This window comes from Glycomyces luteolus (assembly GCF_027622875.1).
Taxonomy (GTDB): domain Bacteria; phylum Actinomycetota; class Actinomycetes; order Mycobacteriales; family Micromonosporaceae; genus Glycomyces; species Glycomyces luteolus.
Genome location: NZ_JAPZVP010000030.1, coordinates 1 through 20,924 on the forward strand (window position 1 = coordinate 1; position 20,924 = coordinate 20,924).

At 69.0% G+C, this 20,924-nt stretch carries 20 protein-coding genes; 12 read left to right on the forward strand and 8 right to left on the reverse strand.

Annotated features, from left to right (window positions below; all coding sequences use genetic code 11):
• Positions 1 to 599: 599 nt before the first annotated feature.
• Positions 600 to 1,214 carry a helix-turn-helix domain-containing protein gene (locus tag O1R50_RS24805; RefSeq protein ID WP_270112943.1) on the reverse strand — a complete coding sequence of 205 codons (615 nt, stop codon included), beginning with the start codon at positions 1,212 to 1,214 and terminating at the stop codon, positions 600 to 602.
• Between the two features lie 89 nt (positions 1,215 to 1,303).
• On the opposite strand from O1R50_RS24805, the gene O1R50_RS24810 reads away from it, so the two are divergent.
• Both O1R50_RS24810 and O1R50_RS24815 read left to right on the forward strand, forming a co-directional pair.
• On the forward strand, positions 1,304 to 1,924 hold the full coding sequence (locus O1R50_RS24810) for a class I SAM-dependent methyltransferase (RefSeq protein ID WP_270112944.1): 621 nt from the start codon (positions 1,304 to 1,306) through the stop codon (positions 1,922 to 1,924).
• Between the two features lie 76 nt (positions 1,925 to 2,000).
• Positions 2,001 to 3,545: an MFS transporter gene (locus O1R50_RS24815; protein WP_408612810.1), complete on the forward strand. Its 1,545-nt coding sequence runs from the start codon at positions 2,001 to 2,003 to the stop codon at positions 3,543 to 3,545.
• A gap of 109 nt (positions 3,546 to 3,654) precedes the next feature.
• On the opposite strand, the gene O1R50_RS24820 is transcribed toward O1R50_RS24815, so the two are convergent.
• Positions 3,655 to 3,981 carry a winged helix-turn-helix transcriptional regulator gene (locus tag O1R50_RS24820; protein WP_270112946.1) on the reverse strand — a complete coding sequence of 109 codons (327 nt, stop codon included), beginning with the start codon at positions 3,979 to 3,981 and terminating at the stop codon, positions 3,655 to 3,657.
• Between the two features lie 167 nt (positions 3,982 to 4,148).
• Between O1R50_RS24820 and O1R50_RS24825 the strand changes: the two genes are divergently transcribed.
• From O1R50_RS24825 to O1R50_RS24835, 3 genes are all read left to right on the forward strand, one after another.
• Positions 4,149 to 4,445: a DUF1330 domain-containing protein gene (locus O1R50_RS24825; protein WP_270112947.1), complete on the forward strand. Its 297-nt coding sequence runs from the start codon at positions 4,149 to 4,151 to the stop codon at positions 4,443 to 4,445.
• 500 nt (positions 4,446 to 4,945) lie between these two features.
• Complete coding sequence (locus O1R50_RS24830; protein WP_270112948.1) at positions 4,946 to 5,977, forward strand: SAM-dependent methyltransferase; 1,032 nt, start codon at positions 4,946 to 4,948, stop codon at positions 5,975 to 5,977.
• A 122-nt stretch (positions 5,978 to 6,099) separates the two neighbouring features.
• On the forward strand, positions 6,100 to 8,139 hold the full coding sequence (locus tag O1R50_RS24835) for a serine/threonine protein kinase (protein ID WP_270112950.1): 2,040 nt from the start codon (positions 6,100 to 6,102) through the stop codon (positions 8,137 to 8,139).
• Between the two features lie 196 nt (positions 8,140 to 8,335).
• On the opposite strand, the gene O1R50_RS24840 is transcribed toward O1R50_RS24835, so the two are convergent.
• From O1R50_RS24840 to O1R50_RS24850, 3 genes are all read right to left on the reverse strand, one after another.
• Positions 8,336 to 9,202 (reverse strand): haloalkane dehalogenase, encoded by an 867-nt coding sequence (locus O1R50_RS24840; RefSeq protein WP_270112951.1) that lies wholly within the window; start codon positions 9,200 to 9,202, stop codon positions 8,336 to 8,338.
• Between the two features lie 28 nt (positions 9,203 to 9,230).
• Positions 9,231 to 9,677, reverse strand: coding sequence for a nuclear transport factor 2 family protein (locus tag O1R50_RS24845; RefSeq protein ID WP_270112952.1), 447 nt, complete (start codon positions 9,675 to 9,677; stop codon positions 9,231 to 9,233).
• 78 nt (positions 9,678 to 9,755) lie between these two features.
• Positions 9,756 to 10,193, reverse strand: coding sequence for a nuclear transport factor 2 family protein (locus O1R50_RS24850; RefSeq protein ID WP_270112953.1), 438 nt, complete (start codon positions 10,191 to 10,193; stop codon positions 9,756 to 9,758).
• 96 nt (positions 10,194 to 10,289) lie between these two features.
• Here O1R50_RS24850 and O1R50_RS24855 point away from each other — a divergent pair, with 96 nt between their 5' ends.
• Positions 10,290 to 10,763 carry a MarR family winged helix-turn-helix transcriptional regulator gene (locus tag O1R50_RS24855; RefSeq protein ID WP_270112954.1) on the forward strand — a complete coding sequence of 158 codons (474 nt, stop codon included), beginning with the start codon at positions 10,290 to 10,292 and terminating at the stop codon, positions 10,761 to 10,763.
• A gap of 18 nt (positions 10,764 to 10,781) precedes the next feature.
• Here O1R50_RS24855 and O1R50_RS24860 read toward each other — a convergent pair whose 3' ends face one another.
• Complete coding sequence (locus O1R50_RS24860; RefSeq protein ID WP_270112955.1) at positions 10,782 to 12,161, reverse strand: aldehyde dehydrogenase family protein; 1,380 nt, start codon at positions 12,159 to 12,161, stop codon at positions 10,782 to 10,784.
• A 164-nt stretch (positions 12,162 to 12,325) separates the two neighbouring features.
• Between O1R50_RS24860 and O1R50_RS24865 the strand changes: the two genes are divergently transcribed.
• Entirely contained in the window at positions 12,326 to 13,423 is a 1,098-nt protein-coding gene (locus O1R50_RS24865; RefSeq protein ID WP_270112956.1) for a calcium:proton antiporter, read from the forward strand.
• On the opposite strand, the gene O1R50_RS24870 is transcribed toward O1R50_RS24865, so the two are convergent.
• Positions 13,420 to 14,193, reverse strand: a complete 774-nt coding sequence (locus O1R50_RS24870) for a TSUP family transporter (protein WP_408612811.1) — start codon at positions 14,191 to 14,193, stop codon at positions 13,420 to 13,422. The two genes, O1R50_RS24865 and O1R50_RS24870, sit on opposite strands and share 4 nt — an antisense overlap.
• A 101-nt stretch (positions 14,194 to 14,294) precedes the next feature.
• Between O1R50_RS24870 and O1R50_RS24875 the strand changes: the two genes are divergently transcribed.
• Positions 14,295 to 14,894, forward strand: coding sequence for a transposase (locus O1R50_RS24875; RefSeq protein WP_270112958.1), 600 nt, complete (start codon positions 14,295 to 14,297; stop codon positions 14,892 to 14,894).
• 304 nt (positions 14,895 to 15,198) lie between these two features.
• Here O1R50_RS24875 and O1R50_RS24880 read toward each other — a convergent pair whose 3' ends face one another.
• Entirely contained in the window at positions 15,199 to 16,668 is a 1,470-nt protein-coding gene (locus O1R50_RS24880) for a catalase (RefSeq protein ID WP_270112959.1), read from the reverse strand.
• Between the two features lie 179 nt (positions 16,669 to 16,847).
• Between O1R50_RS24880 and O1R50_RS24885 the strand changes: the two genes are divergently transcribed.
• The 4 genes from O1R50_RS24885 to O1R50_RS24900 all read left to right on the forward strand — a co-directional run bounded on the left by O1R50_RS24885 (position 16,848) and on the right by O1R50_RS24900 (position 20,910).
• Entirely contained in the window at positions 16,848 to 17,267 is a 420-nt protein-coding gene (locus O1R50_RS24885; RefSeq protein WP_270112960.1) for a Fur family transcriptional regulator, read from the forward strand.
• Positions 17,268 to 17,542: 275 nt separating this feature from the next.
• Positions 17,543 to 18,982 (forward strand): alanine/glycine:cation symporter family protein, encoded by a 1,440-nt coding sequence (locus O1R50_RS24890; RefSeq protein ID WP_270112961.1) that lies wholly within the window; start codon positions 17,543 to 17,545, stop codon positions 18,980 to 18,982.
• A 44-nt stretch (positions 18,983 to 19,026) separates the two neighbouring features.
• Positions 19,027 to 20,475 carry a Na+/H+ antiporter NhaA gene (gene nhaA, locus O1R50_RS24895; RefSeq protein WP_270112962.1) on the forward strand — a complete coding sequence of 483 codons (1,449 nt, stop codon included), beginning with the start codon at positions 19,027 to 19,029 and terminating at the stop codon, positions 20,473 to 20,475.
• A 45-nt stretch (positions 20,476 to 20,520) separates the two neighbouring features.
• The gene (locus tag O1R50_RS24900) at positions 20,521 to 20,910 is read left to right on the forward strand and encodes a DUF3151 domain-containing protein (RefSeq protein WP_205325948.1); all 390 of its coding nucleotides are present in this window, start codon (positions 20,521 to 20,523) and stop codon (positions 20,908 to 20,910) included.
• Positions 20,911 to 20,924 lie beyond the last annotated feature (14 nt).

Sequence of the window (20,924 nt, forward strand, 5' to 3'; positions counted from 1 at the left end):
CGCGGAACTCAAGAAGTGGCGCATCCTGCGGAAACTCCGCTGCGACCCACACCGGGCCACCCAAATCGCCCGCGCCATCGCCACTCTCAACTACCAAGAGCGCCAATCAGGATGAGAACACCTCAGTGTGTTCACGGTGAGCGTGTAGCCCATTGACATCGGTTCTGCTCTCTTTCCTGGTAAGGGAAGGTGGAAAACCTGCGATGCCACAAGATCAGTGTGGTCGCTAGTATCTGCTTCGGAACTGGAGCCCAGGCCTCAAGGCTCCTGTGAGCAGGCCCTTCCACGATTCGTTTCCCGGTTTTTACCCGGGTAGCTCCACGGTAGACGGCAAGCGATACCCGTACGGCGATATGCTCGAGTGTCAGATTCCCGACCTGGCATCGAAATCAGCTCGAGTCAAGCATCTCTCCGATACAGAGCAACGACGGCGGCCAGAGCACACCGAGGTGGCCACCGAAGGGTCGACGCGTGCCGCGATCGACCGGCGGGTGACAGCCGCGTGAAATCGATGTGGCCGTCGTCGGTGAGCATGACGAATCCACCGTCGAGGACGGGCCCGCGCCAACATGGTCCGGGTGACGATCTCCGAGAGGCGCTTACCTGGCCGCGGGCGATTCGGCTCGATCGCCCAGTTTGGGCTTGGCGCGGATGTGGGCGCGTTCGCCCTGCCTGCCTATGAGGCTGAGGAATTCGACCGGTCCGGCGCTGGTCGCGCCGAACCAGTGCGGAGTGCGGGTGTCGAATTCCGCGGCCTCGCCGGGTTTGAGCCTGAGGTCGTGCTCGCCGAGCACGAGGCGCAGCGTGCCGTTGAGGACGTAGGCCCAGTCGAAGCCCTCGTGGGTCCGCAGCTGCGGCACTGCCGCATCGTCCCCGGTCGGCAGGATGAACTTGTACGCCTGGATGCCGCCGGGCCTGCGGGTGAGGGGCAGGATCACCGCGCCGTCCGCGCCCGCGACGGGCCGCAGATTCACGCGCGGGTCGCCTGTGGGCGGGGCGTCCACGAGCTCGTCGATCGTCACCCCGTGGACCCGCGCGAGCGGCAGCAGCTGCTCCAGGGTCGGTCTGCGCAGCCCCGATTCGAGTCTGGAGAGCGTGCTGGCGGAGATCCCCGTCAGTGCGGCGAGGTCGGCCAGCGTGACCTCCCTGCGCAGTCGCAGGCGCTTGAGGCGTGGTCCGACGGCGTCGAGGGTCTGGTCGAGATCTGCTTCCATCCCTTCATTTTGCCATTCGGCAACATCGTTTGCACATCTGATCGCCGACCCGTCAGGATCGACCGGCACAAGCGAGTGAAGGGACCGACATGGCCGATGCGCCGACGCACGAGTTCGACAAGGACTACTGGGAACGGCACTGGGAGCAGCGCCACGGTGCGGAGAATCGCGCGCCGCATCCCTACCTCGCCCGCGAGACGGCCGGCCTCGAGCCGGGCACGGCACTCGACGCCGGTTGCGGGACGGGAACCGAGGCCCTCTGGCTGGCCGCGCGCGGCTGGCAGGTGACCGGCGCCGACATCGCCGCCCACGCGCTCGACCGCGCCGCCGAACACGCGGCGAACCTGCCGAAGTCCATTAGCGCGCAATGGATCGAGGCGGACCTGACGACATGGGAACCGGGACGCCGGTTCGACCTCGTCACCACCGCCTACGCGCACCCCGCGATGGCGCAACTCGACTTCTACCGACGCCTCGCGACCTGGATCGCCCCCGGCGGCACGCTGCTCATCGTCGGCCACCTCCACACCGCTACGGCCTGCGGCGATCATCCTCCGGCGGAAGCCGCCGCCACCCTCGCGGACATCACCGCGAGCGTCGCGCCCTTGCGCATCGAGACCGCCGAGGAGCACACGCGCACGATCAACGGCCCCGGCGGCCACGGCCATGTCCTGCGCGACGCCGTCGTCCGCGCCACCCGGCCGCTCTGACACGTCGCCCATACACGGCGATTGCCGCACGCGAGATCGCCGAACGTACACGCCCCGAAAGGAAACCATGAACTCGATGCCGACCGCGACCGCCGACCCGGTCATCCACGACCCGCGCCGCCGCCGCAGTGTCCTCATCGGAGTCTGCATAGCGCTCATGGCGGTCATCGCCTCGGTGTCCGGCCTGAACGTCGCCCAGCCGCAGATCGCCGTCGCCTTCGACGCCTCACAGGGCGACGTCCTGTGGATGATCAACCTCTACACCGTCACCCTGGCCGCGCTCCTGCTCCCGCTCGGCGCGGTCGGCGACCGCTGGGGCCGCAGACCGGTCCTACTCGCGGGCCTGGCCGTCTTCGGCGTCGCGAGCGCCGCAGCGGGTCTGGCCCCCACCACCGAGGTCATGATCGCCGCGCGGTTCCTCTCAGGCGTCGGCGCGGCGATGATCATGCCGGTCACGCTCTCCGTCATCACCGCGACCTTCCCCGATACGGAGCGCGCCAAGGCGATCGGAGTGTGGACCGCCGTCGCAGGCGGCGGGGGGATCCTCGGGATGTACCTCTCGGCCCTCCTTGTCGACGTCGCGAGCTGGCGTTGGCTCTTCGTGCTGCCGGTCGGCCTCGTCATCGCCGCCGCCGCGGTCGCGCTCCAGGCCGTCCCGAACTCGCGGGAGACGGCGACCCACCGCTTCGACCTGATCGGCTCGCTGGCGTCCGTGGTCGCCGTCGTCGCCTTCATCCTCGCCCTCCATGAAGGGCCCGAGCAGGGTTGGACCGCCTCCGTGACGCTGGTGAGCCTCCTGGTGGGCGCCCTCGGCACGATCGGGTTCGCGGCATGGGAACTGCGTCACCCGGCTCCGCTGCTCGACGTCCGGCTGTTCGGGGAACGGGGCCTCGCCAGCGGCTCGGTGGTGCTCCTCGCCGTGTTCGGCGTGCAGGCCGGGATCTTCGTCGTCCTCTTCCCGTACTTCCAGACCGTTCTCGGCTGGTCCGGCCTGGTCGCCACACTCGCGCTCATGCCCATGGCGGTCCTGATGATGGCCGCCTCGGGACTCGCTCCGCGACTTGCCGCGCGCATCGGTGCCCGGTCGACCATGGCCGCCGGGATCGCCCTGGGCGGGTTGGGGCTCGCACTCATGGCGGTCCTCGTCTCAGTCGAAGGCGGCTACCTCTCGGTCCTGCCGGGAATGGCGGCCATGGGGCTCGGCATGGGCCTGTCGATGACCCCGTCCACCGAGGCCATCACCTCGTCGCTCCCTCGCGAGCGGCAGGGCGTCGCCTCCGCGCTCAACGACGTCGCCAGGGAGCTCGGCACGGCTTTCGGCGTCGCCCTGCTCGGAGCGGTCCTCACCGCCGGGTACGGCCGGGCGATCGAATCGCGCCTCGACGGCGTTCCGGCCGCAGCCGCGGCCGACGCGCGCAGCGGCATCGCCGGCGCGCTCGCGAACGCTGACGGCACGTCGGATGCGGCGGCGCTGATCCGATCCGCCCAGGAGTCCTTCGTCCACGGCTGGCGCCAAGCGATGTGGACCGGAGTCGTCGTGATGGCGCTGCTGCTGGCCTACGTCATCCTGCGGGGCCCGCGGCGAACAGATGCGCGCCAGCCGGAACCGGAAGGCGTCTGATGACGAGCACGACCCGGCCGGGACCCGGCTGCTCACCGCACCGCTGGTCCGTGGTCTCCAGTCCCGTGGATACGAGCCGAAGATCCGCGGTGCCCCGCGCGGACCGCTGTCATAACCGGTTGCGCTGGCCGTCGCCGGCGTCCTCGGCGGCAGTGGGCGGGGCGTCGGCAAGTTCGGCGGCCCACCGCCGCGACCACTCGATGACCGGACCGAGGGACTCGCGGGCGTCGTGGCCGAGCGGGGTGAGGGTGTAGCTGCCGTCGTGCAGCACCTCGGCGAGCCGAGCCTCTTGGAGCTCCGTGAGCCGTTGCTGCAGGACGCTTGAGGACATGCCGTCGCAGCGCCGCTGCAGGAGCCGGAAGCCGAGCGGCTCGTTCCCCAGCTCCCAGATGATGCGCAGCGTCCAGCGGCGCCCGAACAGGTCCAGTGCCGCCATCAACGATCGTCCCGTGGTGGAACCGCGGACCGGCCGGCCCGGCATGGGCGTGGGCGACGCGTTCATGACTCTCCGTCGACTCTTGTGCTTCGGATTCCGAAACGGTAGTCTCTCACATCGCACAGTGCTTCGGAATTCGAAGCACTCATCACGACACTGGAGGTTCCATGCCCAAGGGCTACTGGGTCAGCGTCTACCCCGTCATCGATGACCCCGAGAGGCTTGATGTCTACAACGAACTGGCCGGTATGGCCGTCAAGGCCGCAGGCGGGCGGGTGCTCGCCGGCATCGGCGGCCGGGTCGTCGCACACGAAGCCGGCATCGCCGAGCGCGTCGTCCTGATCGAGTTCGACAGCTTCGAGCAGGCGGCCGCCGCATACGAGAGCGCGGTCTACCGGAAGGCGCTGGCCGAACTGCCTGACGGCTTCGAGCGCGACTTCCGCATCATCGAAGGCCGCGACTGACGATCGAGGCTGCGTCGGCGTCGAACGCGAAGCCGACTGGCCCGGTAAGCCTCCGGCCAGATCCTGTTGCAGCGCAGCAGATTCAGTCGGAGGCTTCCTCAATTCTCAAACAGGGCCGGGGGTTCGTCGGCGCGGCGCCGCACCGACATGTTGCGGATCTACGGGCGACTCGCCAAGGTTCACAATTGACGCTGAAGGGCAGCTTCCGGTGGGGCTGCCCTGCTCACATGGCGGTCCCGAACCTGCCGTGGAAGCCATTCGCCGCGGTTCGTCTGGGCCGGATGACGACTGCTGAGACGGTCGACCTACTGCCTGAAGTCCACCCGCATCCGAGACCTACGCGCCGGCAGCGGGATTTCTTGTCGCCACGAGGCCGCCGGACGGCCTGTGACTGCCGACATGCGGGCATCGCGTGAGGCGAACGTCCGCGATGAATACACTGGTCGCGAATGTCCCCCGAGACGCGGCGGGCGTCCGCAGCACGCAGAGGGATCCACGGCATGGCAACACGCAAGACCCTGCTCTCCATGGCGGCCGACTCCTGGCCCGTCGCCAAGGAGGAGCTCCTCCGCCACGTCGAGGACGCCGTCGAGGTCCGGCGGGTCGGCGAGGAGTCCGCCGTCATCGAGACCGCGCACTCGACCGCCAAGGACCTCGCCCTCCTCGCACGGCAGGCCCCGCTCGTCTTCCCCAGGCACCTCACCAACGTCGTCGCCGAATACGACCACGCCACCACCGGACTCGACACGGTCATCGACTTCCTCGACACCGCGATCCGGGAGTACGGCACCGCCGAAGTCTCCCTGCAGATCTGGCAGAGCGGCAAGACCACCTACAAGTTCAGCCGACACGACGCCTGGGAACGGGCCGCCCAGGTCCTCACCGACCGCGGCTACCAGGTCACCCGCACCGGCAGCCCCGTCGCCGTCTCCATCTGCTTCACCCCCAAGACCGCGATCGTCGGCGTCAACCGCGTCGCCGACAGCCTCTCCTCCTGGCCCGGCGGCGAGGTGCGCCTCTCCAAAACCCCCGACCAGGTCTCCCGCGCCGAATTCAAACTCGAAGAGCTCTTCAAAGCCCACCCGATCGACGACGGGATCGAACCCAAGGGCACCGCCCTCGACTACGGCGCCGCGCCCGGCGGCTGGACCCGCATCCTCGCCCAACGCGGCTACCGCACCACCGCGGTCGACCCCGGCGACCTCGACCCGCGCGTCCTGCAACTCCCCGGCGTCGTCCACGAGCGCACCACCGCCGGCAACTTCCTCCGCGAGACCCGGGACCGGTTCGACCTCCTCGTCAACGACATGAAGATGAGCCCCGACCGCTCCAGCCGACTCATGGTCGACTCCGCCCGGCTCCTCAAGCCCTTCGGCGTCGCCGTCACGACGCTCAAGACCGGCGCCCACCATGTGCTCGAGCAGATCGACGAGTCCTTCGCGATCCTCGGCGCCGCATACGACATCGAGTTCGCAAGGCAGCTCCGGCACAACCGCAACGAACTCACGGTGGTACTCCGCCGCTTCGACTGACCCCGAACACCGACTGCGGAGCCTGGCTCGAATTGGGGATTTAGGCGGCGGCCCGTCATGACAGAGTCGTGACGGGGGGTTCTAGCGTTGCGAATCCTATCGCCGAACTCAGGAGCCGTCGCATGAAGCCACTCCGCGATGACGAACCGCGGGAGATCGGGCCCTACCGGGTCCTCGCCGAACTCGGCGAGGGAGGCATGGGCCGCGTCCTCCTCGCCGCCGCAGGCGACGGACAACTGGTGGCGCTCAAGGTCATGCGCCCCCACCTCCTCCACGACGCCCAGTTCCGCTACCGCTTCCGCCGCGAGGTCATCACCTCCCGCGAAGTCGCCGCCAGCCGCTGGACCGCCGCCGTCCTCGGCTCGGACGAGCACGCCCCCGAGCCCTGGCTCGCCTCCGAGTTCTTCCACGGCCCCACCCTCGCCGAAGCCCTGATCGCCAACGGGCCCTTGGGCGAAGCCTCCACGAGGCGCCTCATGCACGGGCTCGCCGCCGCGCTGGCCGAGATCCACTCCTACGGGGTGGTCCACCGGGACCTGAAGCCCTCCAATGTGATCCTCACGGATGACGGTGTGCGCCTCATCGATTTCGGCATCGCGCGCGTCACCGAGGAGGCCGGGGGCGAGGCTTCGATCACGCAGACGGGTGCGCTCATCGGCGCGCCTGCGTACATGTCGCCCGAGCAGGTCGCGCGGCAGGCCATCGGCCCCGCCTCGGACCTGTTCTCCTTGGGCACCACTGTGATCACCGCGGGCACGGGCGCGAATCCGTTCGATGCCGAAGCGCTGTACGAGATCATGAACCGGGTCGTCAACGGCGACCCCGGCCTGGAACGCCTGCCCGAGGCGCTGCGGTACCTGGTCGAGCCCTGTATGCGGAAGCAGCCCGAACAGCGGGTCAGCGCCGCTGAACTGGTGCTGCGCATCGGCGAGCCGCTCGCCGCGCCGTGGCCGCCCGCCGTCGCGGCGCTCGAGCAGCGCCAGCGCGCCGAGGTCGCCGATCTGGCGCGGCGTCACGGCTGGGACACGCTGGTGCGCCCTGACCGGACGGTGGTGATGTTCGGTCCGGGCGTGGTTCCCGCGCAGGTGCAGTCGGGGCCGCCCGAGACGACGATCAGCTATTCGCCTGAGCCGCCGTATATGTCGGCGCCGCAGGGGTATTCGCCCGTGCCGACCGTGAGCCCGGGGTACGCGCCGGTGAATCCGGGCTATGCGCCTGCGCCGCCGGGCGGGCCGGTGCTGCCTCCGGGTGGTCCGTATCTGCCGCAGCAGGGTCCGAAGCAGGACCGGACGGTCTTGTACGCGGTGCTCGCGGTGCTGGCCGTGGTGGTCATCGCGTTGATCGTGGTGCTCCCGAATCTGGGCGGGGACGGCGGCGAGGACCCGGAGCTGACGCTGAGTGACGGGGCGTCGTCGGACGGGGCCGCTGATGATGCGGGTCTGGGCGGTGAGGAGACCGATCCGGTCGAGACCGAGACGGACCCGGTCGCCGCCGCGGTGGTGGGGGACTGCTTCTGGGATTACGGCGATGAGACCACGGCGGATCTCGAGCCCTCGTATTGCGAGGACGGGAGTTTCGAGGTGGTGGAGGTCTTCGAAGGCACGACGGACCTGTCCTCGTGCGATGCGGTCGATGACGTGACGACGAGTGTCTCGTCGTCGGCGGGGGACCTGGTGCTGTGCCTGAGTTACCTGCACCCCAACGGGGAGGCGTATCACGCGGAGGTCGGCGAGTGCGTGTTCGGTCCGAACGACAGCGTCTCGCAGTGGTATCCGATCGACTGCCAGGAGGGCGCGTTCGAGGTGCTGGAGCGCCTTGAGGGCGTGAGCGATCCGGCGTCCTGCGCTGGGTCGGTGTACTACAACCAGAACTACACGTTCACCACTTCGCAGTCCTATCTGGATGTAGTGCTGTGCTTGAGCATGATCTATCCGGACGACATGGGGTATGCGACGCAGGACGACTGCATGTCGATGAGCGGTGATCCGGATGCGGGGACGGCGCTGTTCACGTTCGCGGACTGCGACAGCGCGAACACGTATGTCACGGGCCGCGTCGACGAGTACGAGAACTTGGACTGGTGCGGGGACGACGGCTGGAGCACGTGGATGAGCACGGACTTCCCGGAGCACGCGTACACGGTCTGCTGGCGGTACCTCTAAGTCCGATATGGACTCTCCAGTCCTGCCGATTCCTACAAAACGCTTGGGAGCGTGGGTGATCCGGTCGCACAGGCCCTGCTCTAGCGCGCGCAAGTGAGTTGGTATGATCTTTCCAGACTTGTCTTCGAGGGGTAGAGCCCTGGCCGCCGTCACCGTCGGCCAGGGCTCTTTTTCGTTCCCCCGGGAGATCCGCGGGTCACGCGAGCCGGTCGAGCAGGCCCAGTACCGCCTCGGTGATCGCCTCGGGGGCGTCCTCCGGCGCGTGGTGGCCGACCTCCTCGCCGATGCTCGAGACCTCCAGGCCCGCGACATGTGCTCTCGCCCAATCGATCATCTCGGGTGAGCCGAGACCGTACGGGCTGGCGGTGAGCAGCAGTTTCGGGACTTCCGGGGTGGCGGCCAGCCACGTGCCGTAGGCGTCGAAGCGCTCGGCCACGGCCGCGGGCTCGAACGGGCCGCCCTCCTCAGCGAGCGGGATCTGCCTGGGCCAGGCCAGCAGCGGTCGCCGCGACTCGGGGTCGGGGTAGGGCTTGCGGTAGACGGCCAGGTCCTCGTCGGAGATGCCGCCGTTGGTGGCGCGCACCGCGTTCTCGATGAACCAGTTCTCCTCGAGGGCCATCTGCTCGCCCGCGCCCGGGGTGCGGAGGGTCCGGAAGAACTCGACGGCTCCGGCCGGGTACTCGGCCCAGGTCATCTTCCGCAGGAACGTCTCCATGACGACGAGGCCGCGGGTCTGGCCGGGGTGCCTTGCGGCCCAGTCCATCGCGAGGGAGCCGCCCCAGTCGTAGCCGACCAGGACCGGCTTCGCGATCCCGAGCCCGTCGAGGAGCGCCTCCAGGTAGGTGGCCTGGTCGGCGAAGGAGTAGTCGATGTCCGGTTTGCCGGAGGCGCCCATGCCGATGAGGTCGGGGGCGATCACGCGGGCCCGGCCGGTGAGGCCCGGGACCACGTTGCGCCAGATGAAGGAGGAGGAGGGATTGCCGTGGAGGAGCACGACGTTGGCGTCGCCCGCGCCTTCGTCGACGTAGGACATGTGGGAGTCGAGGACTTCGATCGTGTGCATCGGCTCGGTGCCTTTCGTTTGCGGGGGGTCAGAGGGCCCGGTCGAGGGCGGTGGTCAGCGCGACGGGCTCGACCCGGAGTCGGTCGAAGCGCCAGCCGTCCTCGGTGCGGCGCGCCCGGTAGTGGTGGATGCCGGCCGCGATCGCCTCGGTCTTGTCGTCGTAGATGAAGACGCCGATGTCGTGGGCTCGGACGGCGGCGGTGTCGCCGTCGAGGTCGATGACGATGTTGGTCTTGTTGTGCAGGGTGCGCGCGATGGTGTCGTGGCCTTTGTTCACGAGTGCGATGAGTGCTTCGATGCCGTGCGCCTCGCCGCGCAGCGACGAGGTGACGATGTCATCGGTGAAGATCCGGTCGGTCTCGTCCCAGCGGGCCTCGTCGATCCACAGGGTGTGGCGGGCGACGAGGTCTTCCAGCGCGGCGCGGTCGGCGAGTTCGCGGATGAGGGTCTCGGTGTCGTTGCTGTTGAGGGACATGGAACTGCTCCTGGAGATGATTCGGTTTACTAACGGTTTTGGGCGCGGTGCGGCCGTGTCGCGGAAGGCGAAGGGGCGCTAGAGGGTCTGCTCGACGCTGGTGGTGCGGCTGATCGGGACGACGGTGAGGCTGGAGAAGCGCCAGCCGTCGGCGGTGCGGCGGGCCTCGAAGCGGTAGCGGGCCTCGACGAGTTGGACGGCCTTCCCTCCGTCGACGATGAAGACGGCTTTGACCCCGCAGTCGACGACGGCCTCGTCGCCGTCGAGCCCGATGATCGGGCTGTGGATCGCGTGGACCGTGCGGTCGTATTCGATGTGGCGGGCGATCGCGTGCTCGGCGACGGCCTCGGCGCCCCGGATCTCGCCGCCCGGGGTGCGGGCGACCGCGTCGGCGGTGAAGATCTCGGCGGTGCGGTCCGCCGCGCGCTCGTCGAGCCAGAGGCTCTGGCGGGCAAGGAGTTCGGTGATCTCGGCGCGGTCGGCGAGTTCGCGGATGAGGGTCTCGGTGCTGCGCATGAAGGGCTCCCGGGATTAATTAGTCAATCTAACGTTTATGTTGCTAACGAATATACATCGTTAGTGGCACTAACGCAATGAGGGTAGGATCGCTCCATGGAGAACAACGCTGAACTGCGCTTCGACCTCGGAGACAAGACGCCGCGGCCGCTCAAACGCCAGTTCTCGCGCCTCATGGGCATGACCGCCGCACAGGTGAGCAAGGTGGCCCAGGAGGCGCTGAACGCGGTCGGCGCCAACAAGTTCCACTTCGTGGTGCTCGCGACGCTCCACCAGTTCGGGCCCTCCAGCCAGGCCGCCATCGCCGACCGCACCGGCATCTACCGCTCAGACCTGGTCGCGGTGATCAACACCCTGGAGGAAGGCGGCTATGCGCGGCGCGGGCCGGACCCGGCCGACAAGCGCCGCAACGTCATCACCATGACCGAGGCCGGAACCCGGCGCTTCACCGAGCTCGACGGCATCCTCGCCGAAGTCCACGAGCACGTCATGGCACCCCTCGGCGAAGACGAACGCGAGCAGCTGTTCAGCCTGCTCACCCGTGTCAACGCCCACCTCGCCGGAGACTGAAGCCAACGGCCGGACCGGCTAACGCAGCCGCCGCAGCACCTGCTCCTTGATCGCCGTGAACGGCGGGTACACCACCCGCATCGTGTCCGGCGCCAAAGGCTTGTCCAGCACCGACTTCGCGTGGCTGAACGTCTCGATCGAGGCCTTCCCGTGGTACGCGCCCATCCCGGAGTGCCCGACCCCGCCGAACGGCAGCCCCGGGACGTCGATGTGCGCCATCGGCACGTTGAAGCCGACCGCGCCCGACGCCGTGCGCGTCAAGAGCTTCCGCCGCGTCAGATCCGAGTTCGTGAAGGCGTACAGGGCGAGCGGCTTCTCCCCCTCGTTGACGAACGCGATCGCGTCGTCGAGGGTGTCCACCGCGAGGATCGGCAGGATCGGCCCGAAGACCTCCTCACCCATCACCGCGTCCTCACGGGTGACATCGGCGAGGACCGTCGGCGCGATGTACCGCTCGTCGCGGTTGTGCCCGCCGCCGCACACCAGCCGGCCCTCACCGAGGAACCGCGCGAGCCGGTCGTACGACGCCGTGTCGATGATCCGCCCGAAGTCCGGGCTGTCGGCGGGCGCGTGCCCGTACATCTCCCGCACCGCCTCCGCCAGATGCTTCTCCAGCTCAGGGCCGACGCCGTCGACGGCGAGCACGTAATCGGGGGCGACGCAGGCCTGCCCGGCGTTCATGAACTTGCCCCACGCGATCCGCCGCGCGGCCGTCGCCAGGTCCGCGCCCGGCTCGACGATCGCCGGGCTCTTCCCGCCCAGCTCAAGCGTCACCGGCGTGAGATGCTCGGCGGCGGCCTTCGCCACGATCTTGCCGACCCGCGCCGAACCGGTGAAGAAGATGTGGTCGACCCGCTCGGCCAGCAGCAGCTCGGTCGCCTTCGGCCCGCCCTGGACCACCGCCACCGCATCCGGGTCGAGGTACCCCCCGATGAGCCGCTCCAGCACCGCCGCGGTCGTGTTCGCCGCCTCGCTCGGCTTCACCACCACCGCGTTCCCGCAGGCCAGAGCGCCCGCGAGCGGTCCGAGGAGGAGCTGCACCGGATAGTTGAACGGCCCGATGACGGTGACGACGCCGAGCGGTTCCCGCAGCACGTACGCCTTCGCGGGCTGGAGGTGCGGCGGCGTGTAGACCCGCTTGGGGCGGAACCAGGTCCGCAGGTGCTTGCGCAGCGCCCGCACTTCGGCGGCGACGAAGTCGATCTCGGCGAGGAACGACTCCGGAGCGGACTTGCCGAGGTCGGCCCGCAGCGCGTCGGCGAGTTCGTCCCCGGCTTCGCGCACCATCCGGTCGAGGCCCTTGAGCTGCTCGAGCCGCCACGGCAGGGGCTTGGTGCGGCCCGTCGCGAAGTGGGCGCGGAGGCGGGCTACCGAGGAGTGGATGTCGTTGCCGGTCATGCCATGAGCCTAGCGGCAATCGACCAGGGGCGGGAGGGCCGCGCGTGCGCCCGCTACCCTCCGATGCTGCCAGGAGCAATGGGGACGATCAACCGTTTGTGGGCGGTCCCATCCGATCGGTGAAGGCGCACTGCTGCAAAGGCCGTTTGTGAAACCATGCGCCCATGGCCGCCGTCAAGAGGAAACCGCTGCTCTCCTGGACCGTCATCGCACCGATCCTGGGGATGGCGGTGCTGGCCGCGGTCTGGGGCCGGGAGCTCGGCGCGTTCTGGGTGACGGTGGCGGCGGTCGCGCTCGTCGCGACGGTGCTCGCGGCCGTGCACCACGCCGAGGTCGTCGCGCACCGGGTCGGCGAACCGTACGGGTCGCTCGTGCTCGCGGTGGCCGTCACCGTGATCGAGGTGGCGCTCATCGTCACCGTGATGGCGGGCGGCGGTGAGGAGTCGTCGACGCTCGCGCGCGACACCGTGTTCGCGGCGGTCATGATCACCACGAACGGCATCGTCGGCATCGCGCTGCTCGTGGGCGCCCTCAAGTACGGGATGACGCTGTTCAACCCGGAGGGCTCGGGCGCGGCCCTCGCCACCGTGGCGACCCTCGCGACCCTCGGCCTGGTGCTGCCGACGTTCACGACCAGCGAGTCGGGCCCGGAGTACTCGACCTCGCAGCTGGTGTTCGCGGCGCTGGCGGCGCTGGTCCTCTACGGCCTCTTCGTGTTCAACCAGACGGGGCGCCACCGCGACTTCTTCCTGCCGGTGACCGCCGAGGGCGTGGTCGAGGACGAGGAGCACGCCGACCCGCCGAGCACCAGGACCGCGCTGCTGAGCCTGGCGATGCTGCTGGTGGCGCTCGTCGGCGTGGTGGGTCTGGCGAAGGCCGAGTCGCCCGCGATCAAGGCGGGGGTGCTCGCGGCCGGGTTCCCGGCGTCGTCGGTGGGTGTGGCGATCGCGCTGCTGGTGCTGCTGCCGGAGTCGATCGCGGCCGTCCGCGCGGCGTCGCGCGAGCGCATCCAGACCAGTATCAACCTCGGCTACGGGTCGGCGATGGCCTCGATCGGCCTGACGATCCCGGTGATCGCGGTGGCGTCGTTCTTCATGGACGGCCCGCTGCTGCTGGGTCTGGGCTCGACCGAGATCGTGCTGCTCGGCCTCACCATCGTCGTCAGCGTCCTGACGATCGTCCCGGGGCGGGCCACGCGCCTGCAGGGCGGCGTGCACCTGGTGCTGCTGGCGGCCTACCTGTTCCTCGCGATCAACCCTTAGCGACCGGTGTAGACGTCCCAGCTCAGGCGGGCGAGGAGCGCGAGGACGACGATCACGAGGACGATGCGCACGAACTTGCTGCCCTTGGACATCGCGGTGTGCGCGCCGAACCAGGCGCCGAGCATGGTGCCCAGGCCCATGACGGCGCCGAGCAGCCACCAGATGTTGTCCTGGGCGGCGAAGACGATGAGCGCGCCGAGGTTGGTGGTCACGTTGACCACCTTCGTGTGGGCGGCGGCGGCGAGGAAGTCCATGCCGAGGATCGTCGTGAACGCGACGGCGAGGAAGATCCCGGTGCCGGGGCCGATGATGCCGTCGTAGAACGCGATCGCGAGTCCGCACACGACCATGACCGCCGCGCCGCGCAGCCGGGTGTGCAGTTCCGGTTTCGGCTCGAGGCCCAGCTGCGGTTTCGCGACGACGAGCACGAGCACCGCGAGGAGCACGGCGATGATGATGGGCTTCAACGCGTCCGAGGAGACCGAGAGCGCCGCGAGCGCGCCGGCGCCGGAGCCGAGCAGGGCGAGGCCGACGGTGGGCCACAGCAGCCGGTGCTCGAGTTTGATCTTGCGGGCGTAGGCGATCGCGGAGGTGGTGGTGCCGAAGACGGAGGCCATCTTGTTCGTTCCCAGCATGAGCGCGGTGGGCGCTGTGGGGAAGGCCACCAAGAGCACGGGGAGTTGGATGAGGCCGCCGCCGCCGACGACCGCGTCGACCCATCCGGCGAAGATCGCCGCGGCGATGAGCAGGGCGAACAGGCCGGGGTCGATGTCGAAGGGCACCACGCCAAGTTACTTGCCGCCCGGCTGGCAGACACGCCGATGAGGTGAGGAACACGTGTCGGTGTGTAATCGTCTGATATCAACAGGTCATGGACATGACGAAACCTATGACCCACTTGGTGAAACGCGGGTACGAGTATACGTTCGACCCCGATGAGCAGCAGCGTCGGAACCTCGAGGAGACGCTGGAAGCGGTTCGGGCCGTGTACAACTGGTCGCTGTCGGTGTTCCAGCGCGAGTGGCGCGCGAAGGGGGAGAAGATCTCGTACGCGGAGATCTCGGCCCGTCTCACGAAATGGAAGAACCAGCCCGCGAACCGGTGGGTGAAGGCCTATTCGTCGGTGCCCTTGCAGCAGATCGCCCGGCAGCTCCACACGGAGTACCACTCGTTCCTCAACGGTCGCAGCCGTGAGCCGGTGCCGAAGGAGCACGGCGAGCAGACGCAACTGGTGTACTCGCGGGCCGGCTACTACTTGAAGGGGCGGGAGGTGAAGCTCGCGAAGCACAAGGCGCCCTTGGACATCATGTGGGGCCTGGAGCGGCCGAGCCGGGACGACATCACGTCGATCACCGTCAACCGCGAGCGCGACGGCCAGTGGAAGCTGTGGATCGTGGCCGAGGAGTTCATCGAGGTGCCTCGCCAGAAACCGCCGGAATGCGGCGAGTGCGGGCGGGTCCTGGAGGGTTAGTGCGCGAAGCGGACGGGCCCGGCGGTGCTATCGCCGGGCCGCTTCGCGTCGAGGGGCGGGGTGTTCGCGGCGCCTGGACGCGAAACGCCCGGCCGGGGTGCCCTTCCCAAGGCCCCGACCGGGCGGTCGGACCCGGTCCGGTGCCCCTCGCGGGTGCACCGGACCGGGTCGCTGTCGAAAAGTCGCGGGCCTGGCGGCTACTCCCCACCCGCGGCTCTCGGCGTCTTTACTCGCGCAGCTCCGCCGCAGCGGCGGAGGCGGCTCTGACGAGCCGCTGCGCCGTCTGTTCGGAAGAGCGGCAGGCTTACCGACGCAGTTCGGAGACGGCGGTCGCAAGCCGCTTTCCGAACTGCTCGTCGGCCTTCGCGAAGTTCGCGATGGCGCGCTCGGCGATGTCGTCGCGGCTGACCTTGGCGATGAAGCCGGCCAGGTTCGCGATGAGGCGGCTCTGCTCGTCCTCGCTCATGAGCCGGTAGAGGTCGCCGGCCTGCACGAAGTCGTCGTCCTGCGCGTGCTTCGGGGTCTCCCACTCGCCGGTCTGGCCGTTGAGCTGCAGCGGCGCCCACAGGGCCTGGCCGGTCTCGTTCGGGCCGCCGAAGGAGTTCGGCTCGTAGTTCTTCTGGCCGCCGTGGCGCCCGTCGTAGCCCTGGCCGTCGCGGTTGCCGTTGCGCGCCTCGGTGGCGTGCGGGCGGTTCACCGGCAGGTGGTCGGCGTTGATGCCGACGCGGTAGCGGTGCGCGTCGCCGTAGGCGAACAGGCGGCCCTGCAGCATCTTGTCCGGCGAGGGGCCGATGCCCGGGACGAAGTGCGCGGGGGAGAAGATCGACTGCTCGACCTCGGCGAAGATGTTCTCCGGGTTGCGGTTGAGCTCGAGCTTGCCGATCTCGATCGGCGGGTAGTCCGCGTGCGGCCACACCTTGGTGAGGTCGAACGGGTTGAACCGGTAGGTCGCGGCCTCGGCGGCGGGCATGATCTGCACCTGCACGGTCCAGGTCGGGTAGTCGCCGCGCTCGATGGCCTCGCGCAGGTCCCGCTGGTGCGAGTCGGGGTCCTCGCCGGCCAGCTTGTTGGCCTCGTCCTGGGTGAGGTTCTTGATGCCCTGGTCGGTCTTGAAGTGGTACTTGACCCAGAACTGCTCGCCGGCCTCGTTGACCCACTGGAAGGTGTGGGAGCCGTAGCCGTTCATGTGGCGGTAGGACGCGGGGATGCCGCGGTCGCCGAAGAGCCAGGTGACCTGGTGGGTGGACTCGGGGGAGAGGCCCCAGAAGTCCCACACGTTGTCGGCCTCCTGCGAACCGGTGTACGGGTCGCGCTTCTGGGTGTGGATGAAGTCGGGGAACTTGATGGCGTCGCGGATGAAGAACACCGGGGTGTTGTTGCCGACGAGGTCGTAGTTGCCCTCTTCGGTGTAGAACTTCAGGGCCCAGCCGCGCGGGTCGCGGCGGGCGTCGGCGCCGCCGAGGGAGTCGGCGACGGTGGAGAAGCGCAGGAAGGTCTCGGTCTCCTTGCCCACCTGGGAGAGGAACTTGGCCTTCGTGTACTTGGTGACGTCGGCGGTCACGGTGAAGGTGCCGTAGGCGCCCGAGCCGCGGGCGTGGACGACGCGCTCGGGGATGCGCTCGCGGTTGAAGTGCGCGAGCTTCTCGAGCAGCACCTGGTCCTGGATGAGCAGCGGCCCGCCGGCGCCGGCCGCCTCGCTCTGGTTGTTGTTGGAGACTGGCGCGCCGGACTCGGTGGTCAGCGGCCCAGCAGTGTTGTCGAACTGCGCGCTCATAGCGTGGCCCTCTCTTGCGTTCGCAGATCCCCGCAGCACGGCCGCTGACGGAATCCTTGGCTTCGACTCGATCCTAGCTTAGACTAGGTCTAAGTCAAGATCCAGTCCAGGGTAGTTAGTGCCACAGCGTTTCGCCTGCTAGAGTGGTGTTCAATGCCCCGACCGCGTGAGAGAACAGCATGAGCGACCTCGTTACCCGACTTCGACGCCACAACTGGCGCATCACTCCTCAGCGACGCGTGATCGCTGAGACCCTCGAGGGCTCCCACGTGCACTTCACCGCCGAGCAGATCCTGGAGCGCGCGGTCGAGCGCATGCCGGAGCTCTCGCGCGCCACGGTCTACAACACGCTCAACGAGATGGTCGCGCTCGGCGAGGTCCTCGAGCTCACCTTCGACGGCCGCTCGAAGCGCTACGACCCCAACGCCGACCATGAGCACCACCACCTCATCTGCGAGGGCTGCGGCCTGATGAAGGACGTGCACGCCATGGCCGACCCGGTGGACTGGCTCCCCGGCGACGAGCGGCACGGCTTCACCGTCACCCGCGCCTCCATCGCCTACCGGGGCCTGTGCCCGGAGTGCCAAGCCGCTTCGTAAAGCGGCGCAGTCGAAACGAATGCGAACCTGAGGAGCGCGAGCACACTCGGGTGGCCGCTGCGCGACCGGACTGTCGCGCTCTAGTCGCGCTTCGGTGACGAAACGGTCTCGACCGTCCTTTTCGCTTGCCTTGTCCTGTTCTGCTCCGATACCGTCACGGGGCCGCCTCGCCCGGAATCCCCAGCGAGCACCCCCGGCGGACCGCTAGGTTCAGGCCACCAGCCTGACCGCCCGACAGCAGGCCGATGCCTGCGCGCCCGACCGAAGGAGCCGAAGTGGACCGGTTGCTGTCCTGGAACGACCAGTACTGGGCCTGGGTGGTCATTCCGCTCATCGTCGTCACCAGCCTCCTCTACCTGGTGCTCACCAGGGGCGTGCAGTTCCGGCTGTTCGGGCAGATGATCAAGGGCCTGCGCGAGGACCCGGGCGAGGGCACGGAGGGCCACCGCCGGGTCTCGGCGTTCCAGGCGTTCGCGATCTCCTCGGCCGCCCGCGTCGGCACCGGCAACATCGTGGGCGTCTCGACCGCGATCGCGGTCGGCGGGCCCGGTGCGGTCTTCTGGATGTGGATCATGGCGATCACGGTGGCCGCCACCGCGTTCGCCGAGTCGACGCTCGCGCAGGTCTACAAGGAGCGCACCCCCGAGGGGTTCAAGGGCGGGCCCTCCTACTACATGAAGCACGGCCTCAAGGCGCCCTGGCTCGGCGCGGTCTTCGCCGTCATCCTCATCTTCACGTACCCGTTCAGCTTCAACATGGTGCAGGCCAACACCTTCACCGGCGCCGTCAGCGACTCGCTCGACGGGATGGGCGTGGCCACCGGCGGCGCCACCGCCTGGATCATCGGGATCGTCCTCGCCGCGATCACCGCGGCCGTCGTCTTCGGCGGCCTGCAGCGCATCGCCCACTTCGCGCAGCTCGCCGTGCCCGCCATGGCCCTGGTGTACCTGGGCCTGGGCACCGCGATCGTCGTCATCAACGCCGATGAGCTCCCCGGCGCGATCGCGAGCATCTTCAACTCCGCGTTCGGGATCGAGCAGTTCGCCGGGGCCGCGCTCGGCACTGTCATCATCCAGGGCGTGCGCCGCGGCATGTTCTCCAACGAGGGCGGCATGGGCTCGGCCCCGAACGCCGGCGCCACCGCCACGGTGAGCCACCCGGTCAAGCAGGGCCTGACGCAGGCGTTCGGCGTCTACTTCGACACGATCTTCATCTGCTCGATCTCGGCGTTCATCATCCTCACCACGAACCCGGTGTACGGGGACGCGAACGTCAACCTGGTGACCCGCGGCGTGGACGCGGCCCTCGGCGGCTGGGCCCTCCAGGTCATGGCGCTCATCCTGGTGCTGTTCACCTTCACCTCCGTGGTCGGCAACTACTTCTACGGCGAGAGCAGCGTCCGGTACCTCCGCGACAGCCGCTGGACGGTCGGCGCGCTGCGGGTCGTCGTCGTCGGCCTCGTCCTCCTCGGCTCGGTCGCCTCGCTCGAGACCGTGTGGAGCATCGCCGACGTCACCATGGGGCTCATGGCCACCGTCAACCTCGTCGCCGTGCTCGGCCTGACCGGGGTGACGGTGAAAGTCTTGCGCGATTACGACAAGCAGCGCAAGGCCGGCCTCGACCCGGTGTTCACCCGCGAGTCCGTGCCCGGCCTCACCGGCATGCAGGTGTGGGAGCCCGAGACGGAACCTGTGGCACGGGCATACGAGAAGTGACGACGACGCGCGCCGATATCTGACAGGTCGATAGGCTCACTCGCATGACGCAGTCGAAGGAACCCTGGAAGTCACCGGTCTGGCGCTCCGAGCCCGCGTTCCTCTACTCGCGACGCTCGCTCGCCCGCTACGTCGGCCGCCCCGCCGCCGAGTTCCTCAAGATCGAGCCGGCGGCGGGCCTCGTCCTCGTCGCCTGCGCGGTCATCGCCATGCTGTGGGCCAACTCGCCGTGGGCCGACTCCTACGTGGCGGTGTGGGGCCTCGACATCACGTTCCAGTTCGGCGGCTTCGAACTCCACCACACGCTCAAGGACTGGATCAACGACGGCCTCATGGCCATCTTCTTCTTCGTCGTGGGCGTGGAGATCAAGAGCGAGATCGTCTCCGGGGAACTCTCCAACCCCCGCAACGCCGTTCCTCCGATCGCCGCCGCCGTCGGCGGCATGGCGGCGCCGGCCCTCATCTACACCGCCCTCAACGCCGGCGGCGCGGGCGCGGGCGGCTGGGGCATCCCCATGGCCACCGACATCGCGTTCGCCGTCGGCGTCCTCGCCCTCTTCGGCTCCCGCATCCCCTCGTCGGCGCGGATCTTCCTGCTCACCCTCGCCATCGTCGACGACCTCGGCGCGATCGCCGTCATCGCCGTGTTCTACACCGAGGACCTCTCGATGGCCTGGCTCGCCGTCGCCGGCGCGCTCATCGCCGTCGCGGTCCTCCTGCGGGTCCTCAACGTCTGGTCCGGGCCCGTCTACCTCGTCATCGGCGTGCTCCTGTGGGTCGCCATGCTCGAATCCGGCGTGCACGCCACCATCGCCGGCGTCGTCATGGGCCTCATCATCTCCGCCAAGCCCCTCCTCGACCCGCAGGTCGCCCACGCCGAAGCGCAGGAGATGGCCAAGGGCGGCCTCACCGCCGAGGAGACCGAGCGGCTCGTCAAGTTCGCCCGCGACGCCGTGCCCCCGACCGAGCGCATCCAGGCCCGCAACCACCAGTTCTCCTCGTTCGTGGTCCTCCCGCTGTTCGCCCTCGCCAACGCCGGCGTCGCCCTCTCCGCCGACCTGTTCGCCACCGCGCTCACCTCCACGGTGACGCTCGGGATCGTCCTCGGCCTCGTCGTCGGGAAGCTCGTCGGCATCACCGCCGCAACCTGGCTCGTCGTGAAACTCGGCTGGGGCCGCATGCCCACCGGCACCACCTGGCCCCTCCTCGCCGCCATCGCGATGGTCGCGGGCATCGGCTTCACCGTGGCGCTCTTCATCACCGAACTCGCCTTCCGCGGCGGCGACGCCCAGCTCCTCACCGACGAGGGCAAGATCGGCGTGCTCTGCGCGTCCTTCCTCGCCGCCCTCCTCGGCGCCCTCGCCGTCCACCTGACCGCCCCGAAGCGGCCGCGGACCGGCGAAGCGCCCGAGGACCAGCGGGCTGTGGAGGACGCCGCGAACGCGGGGTTAGGCTTGGCCCACTGCTTTCACAGCGACTCGACCCTAGAGTGAGAACCCTACTTTTGGAGGGACGCCGTCTTGGCTCCGCAGAATCTCATGTCCCAGCCTCCGGCGACGAAACTGCCCGAGGACACCGAGGCCAGGAAGTTCCTCGACGAGCACACGCCCGAGGACACGGTCCGCCGCTTCCCGTGGTTCTGCGCCGCCTGGGCCCGCCTCGCGAAGAACGCCCTGGAGTCGGGCGACGACGTCGCCGCGTACGCCTTCGCGCGCACCGGCTACCACCGGGGACTCGACCAGCTGCGCCGCAGCGGCTGGAAGGGCCACGGCCCGATCCCCTGGGACCACAAGCCGAACCGCGGCTTCCTCAAGTCCCTGCACCAGCTCTCGCGCGCCGCCGCCGCCATCGGCGAAGCCGACGAGGCCGCCCGCTGCGCGCAGTTCCTGCGCGACTCGGACCCGGCCGCCGCCGACGCCCTGACGTAGGCCCGCGGGCGCGC

Bases quoted from the DNA above. Each gene is read 5' to 3' on its own strand.
- O1R50_RS24830 (WP_270112948.1), top strand. From the start codon at position 4,946: ATGGCAACACGCAAGACCCTGCTCTCCATGGCGGCCGACTCCTGGCCC.
- O1R50_RS24865 (WP_270112956.1), top strand. From the start codon at position 12,326: ATGGCCGCCGTCAAGAGGAAACCGCTGCTCTCCTGGACCGTCATCGCA.
- O1R50_RS24860 (WP_270112955.1), bottom strand. From the start codon at position 12,161: ATGACCGGCAACGACATCCACTCCTCGGTAGCCCGCCTCCGCGCCCAC.
- O1R50_RS24835 (WP_270112950.1), top strand. From the start codon at position 6,100: ATGAAGCCACTCCGCGATGACGAACCGCGGGAGATCGGGCCCTACCGG.
- O1R50_RS24820 (WP_270112946.1), bottom strand. From the start codon at position 3,981: ATGGCGGCACTGGACCTGTTCGGGCGCCGCTGGACGCTGCGCATCATC.
- O1R50_RS24845 (WP_270112952.1), bottom strand. From the start codon at position 9,677: ATGTCCCTCAACAGCAACGACACCGAGACCCTCATCCGCGAACTCGCC.
- O1R50_RS24880 (WP_270112959.1), bottom strand. From the start codon at position 16,668: ATGAGCGCGCAGTTCGACAACACTGCTGGGCCGCTGACCACCGAGTCC.
- O1R50_RS24825 (WP_270112947.1), top strand. From the start codon at position 4,149: ATGCCCAAGGGCTACTGGGTCAGCGTCTACCCCGTCATCGATGACCCC.
- O1R50_RS24840 (WP_270112951.1), bottom strand. From the start codon at position 9,202: ATGCACACGATCGAAGTCCTCGACTCCCACATGTCCTACGTCGACGAA.
- nhaA (WP_270112962.1), top strand. From the start codon at position 19,027: ATGACGCAGTCGAAGGAACCCTGGAAGTCACCGGTCTGGCGCTCCGAG.
- O1R50_RS24850 (WP_270112953.1), bottom strand. From the start codon at position 10,193: ATGCGCAGCACCGAGACCCTCATCCGCGAACTCGCCGACCGCGCCGAG.
- O1R50_RS24810 (WP_270112944.1), top strand. From the start codon at position 1,304: ATGGCCGATGCGCCGACGCACGAGTTCGACAAGGACTACTGGGAACGG.
- O1R50_RS24805 (WP_270112943.1), bottom strand. From the start codon at position 1,214: ATGGAAGCAGATCTCGACCAGACCCTCGACGCCGTCGGACCACGCCTC.
- O1R50_RS24815 (WP_408612810.1), top strand. From the start codon at position 2,001: ATGCCGACCGCGACCGCCGACCCGGTCATCCACGACCCGCGCCGCCGC.
- O1R50_RS24875 (WP_270112958.1), top strand. From the start codon at position 14,295: ATGGACATGACGAAACCTATGACCCACTTGGTGAAACGCGGGTACGAG.
- O1R50_RS24855 (WP_270112954.1), top strand. From the start codon at position 10,290: ATGGAGAACAACGCTGAACTGCGCTTCGACCTCGGAGACAAGACGCCG.
- O1R50_RS24885 (WP_270112960.1), top strand. From the start codon at position 16,848: ATGAGCGACCTCGTTACCCGACTTCGACGCCACAACTGGCGCATCACT.
- O1R50_RS24900 (WP_205325948.1), top strand. From the start codon at position 20,521: ATGTCCCAGCCTCCGGCGACGAAACTGCCCGAGGACACCGAGGCCAGG.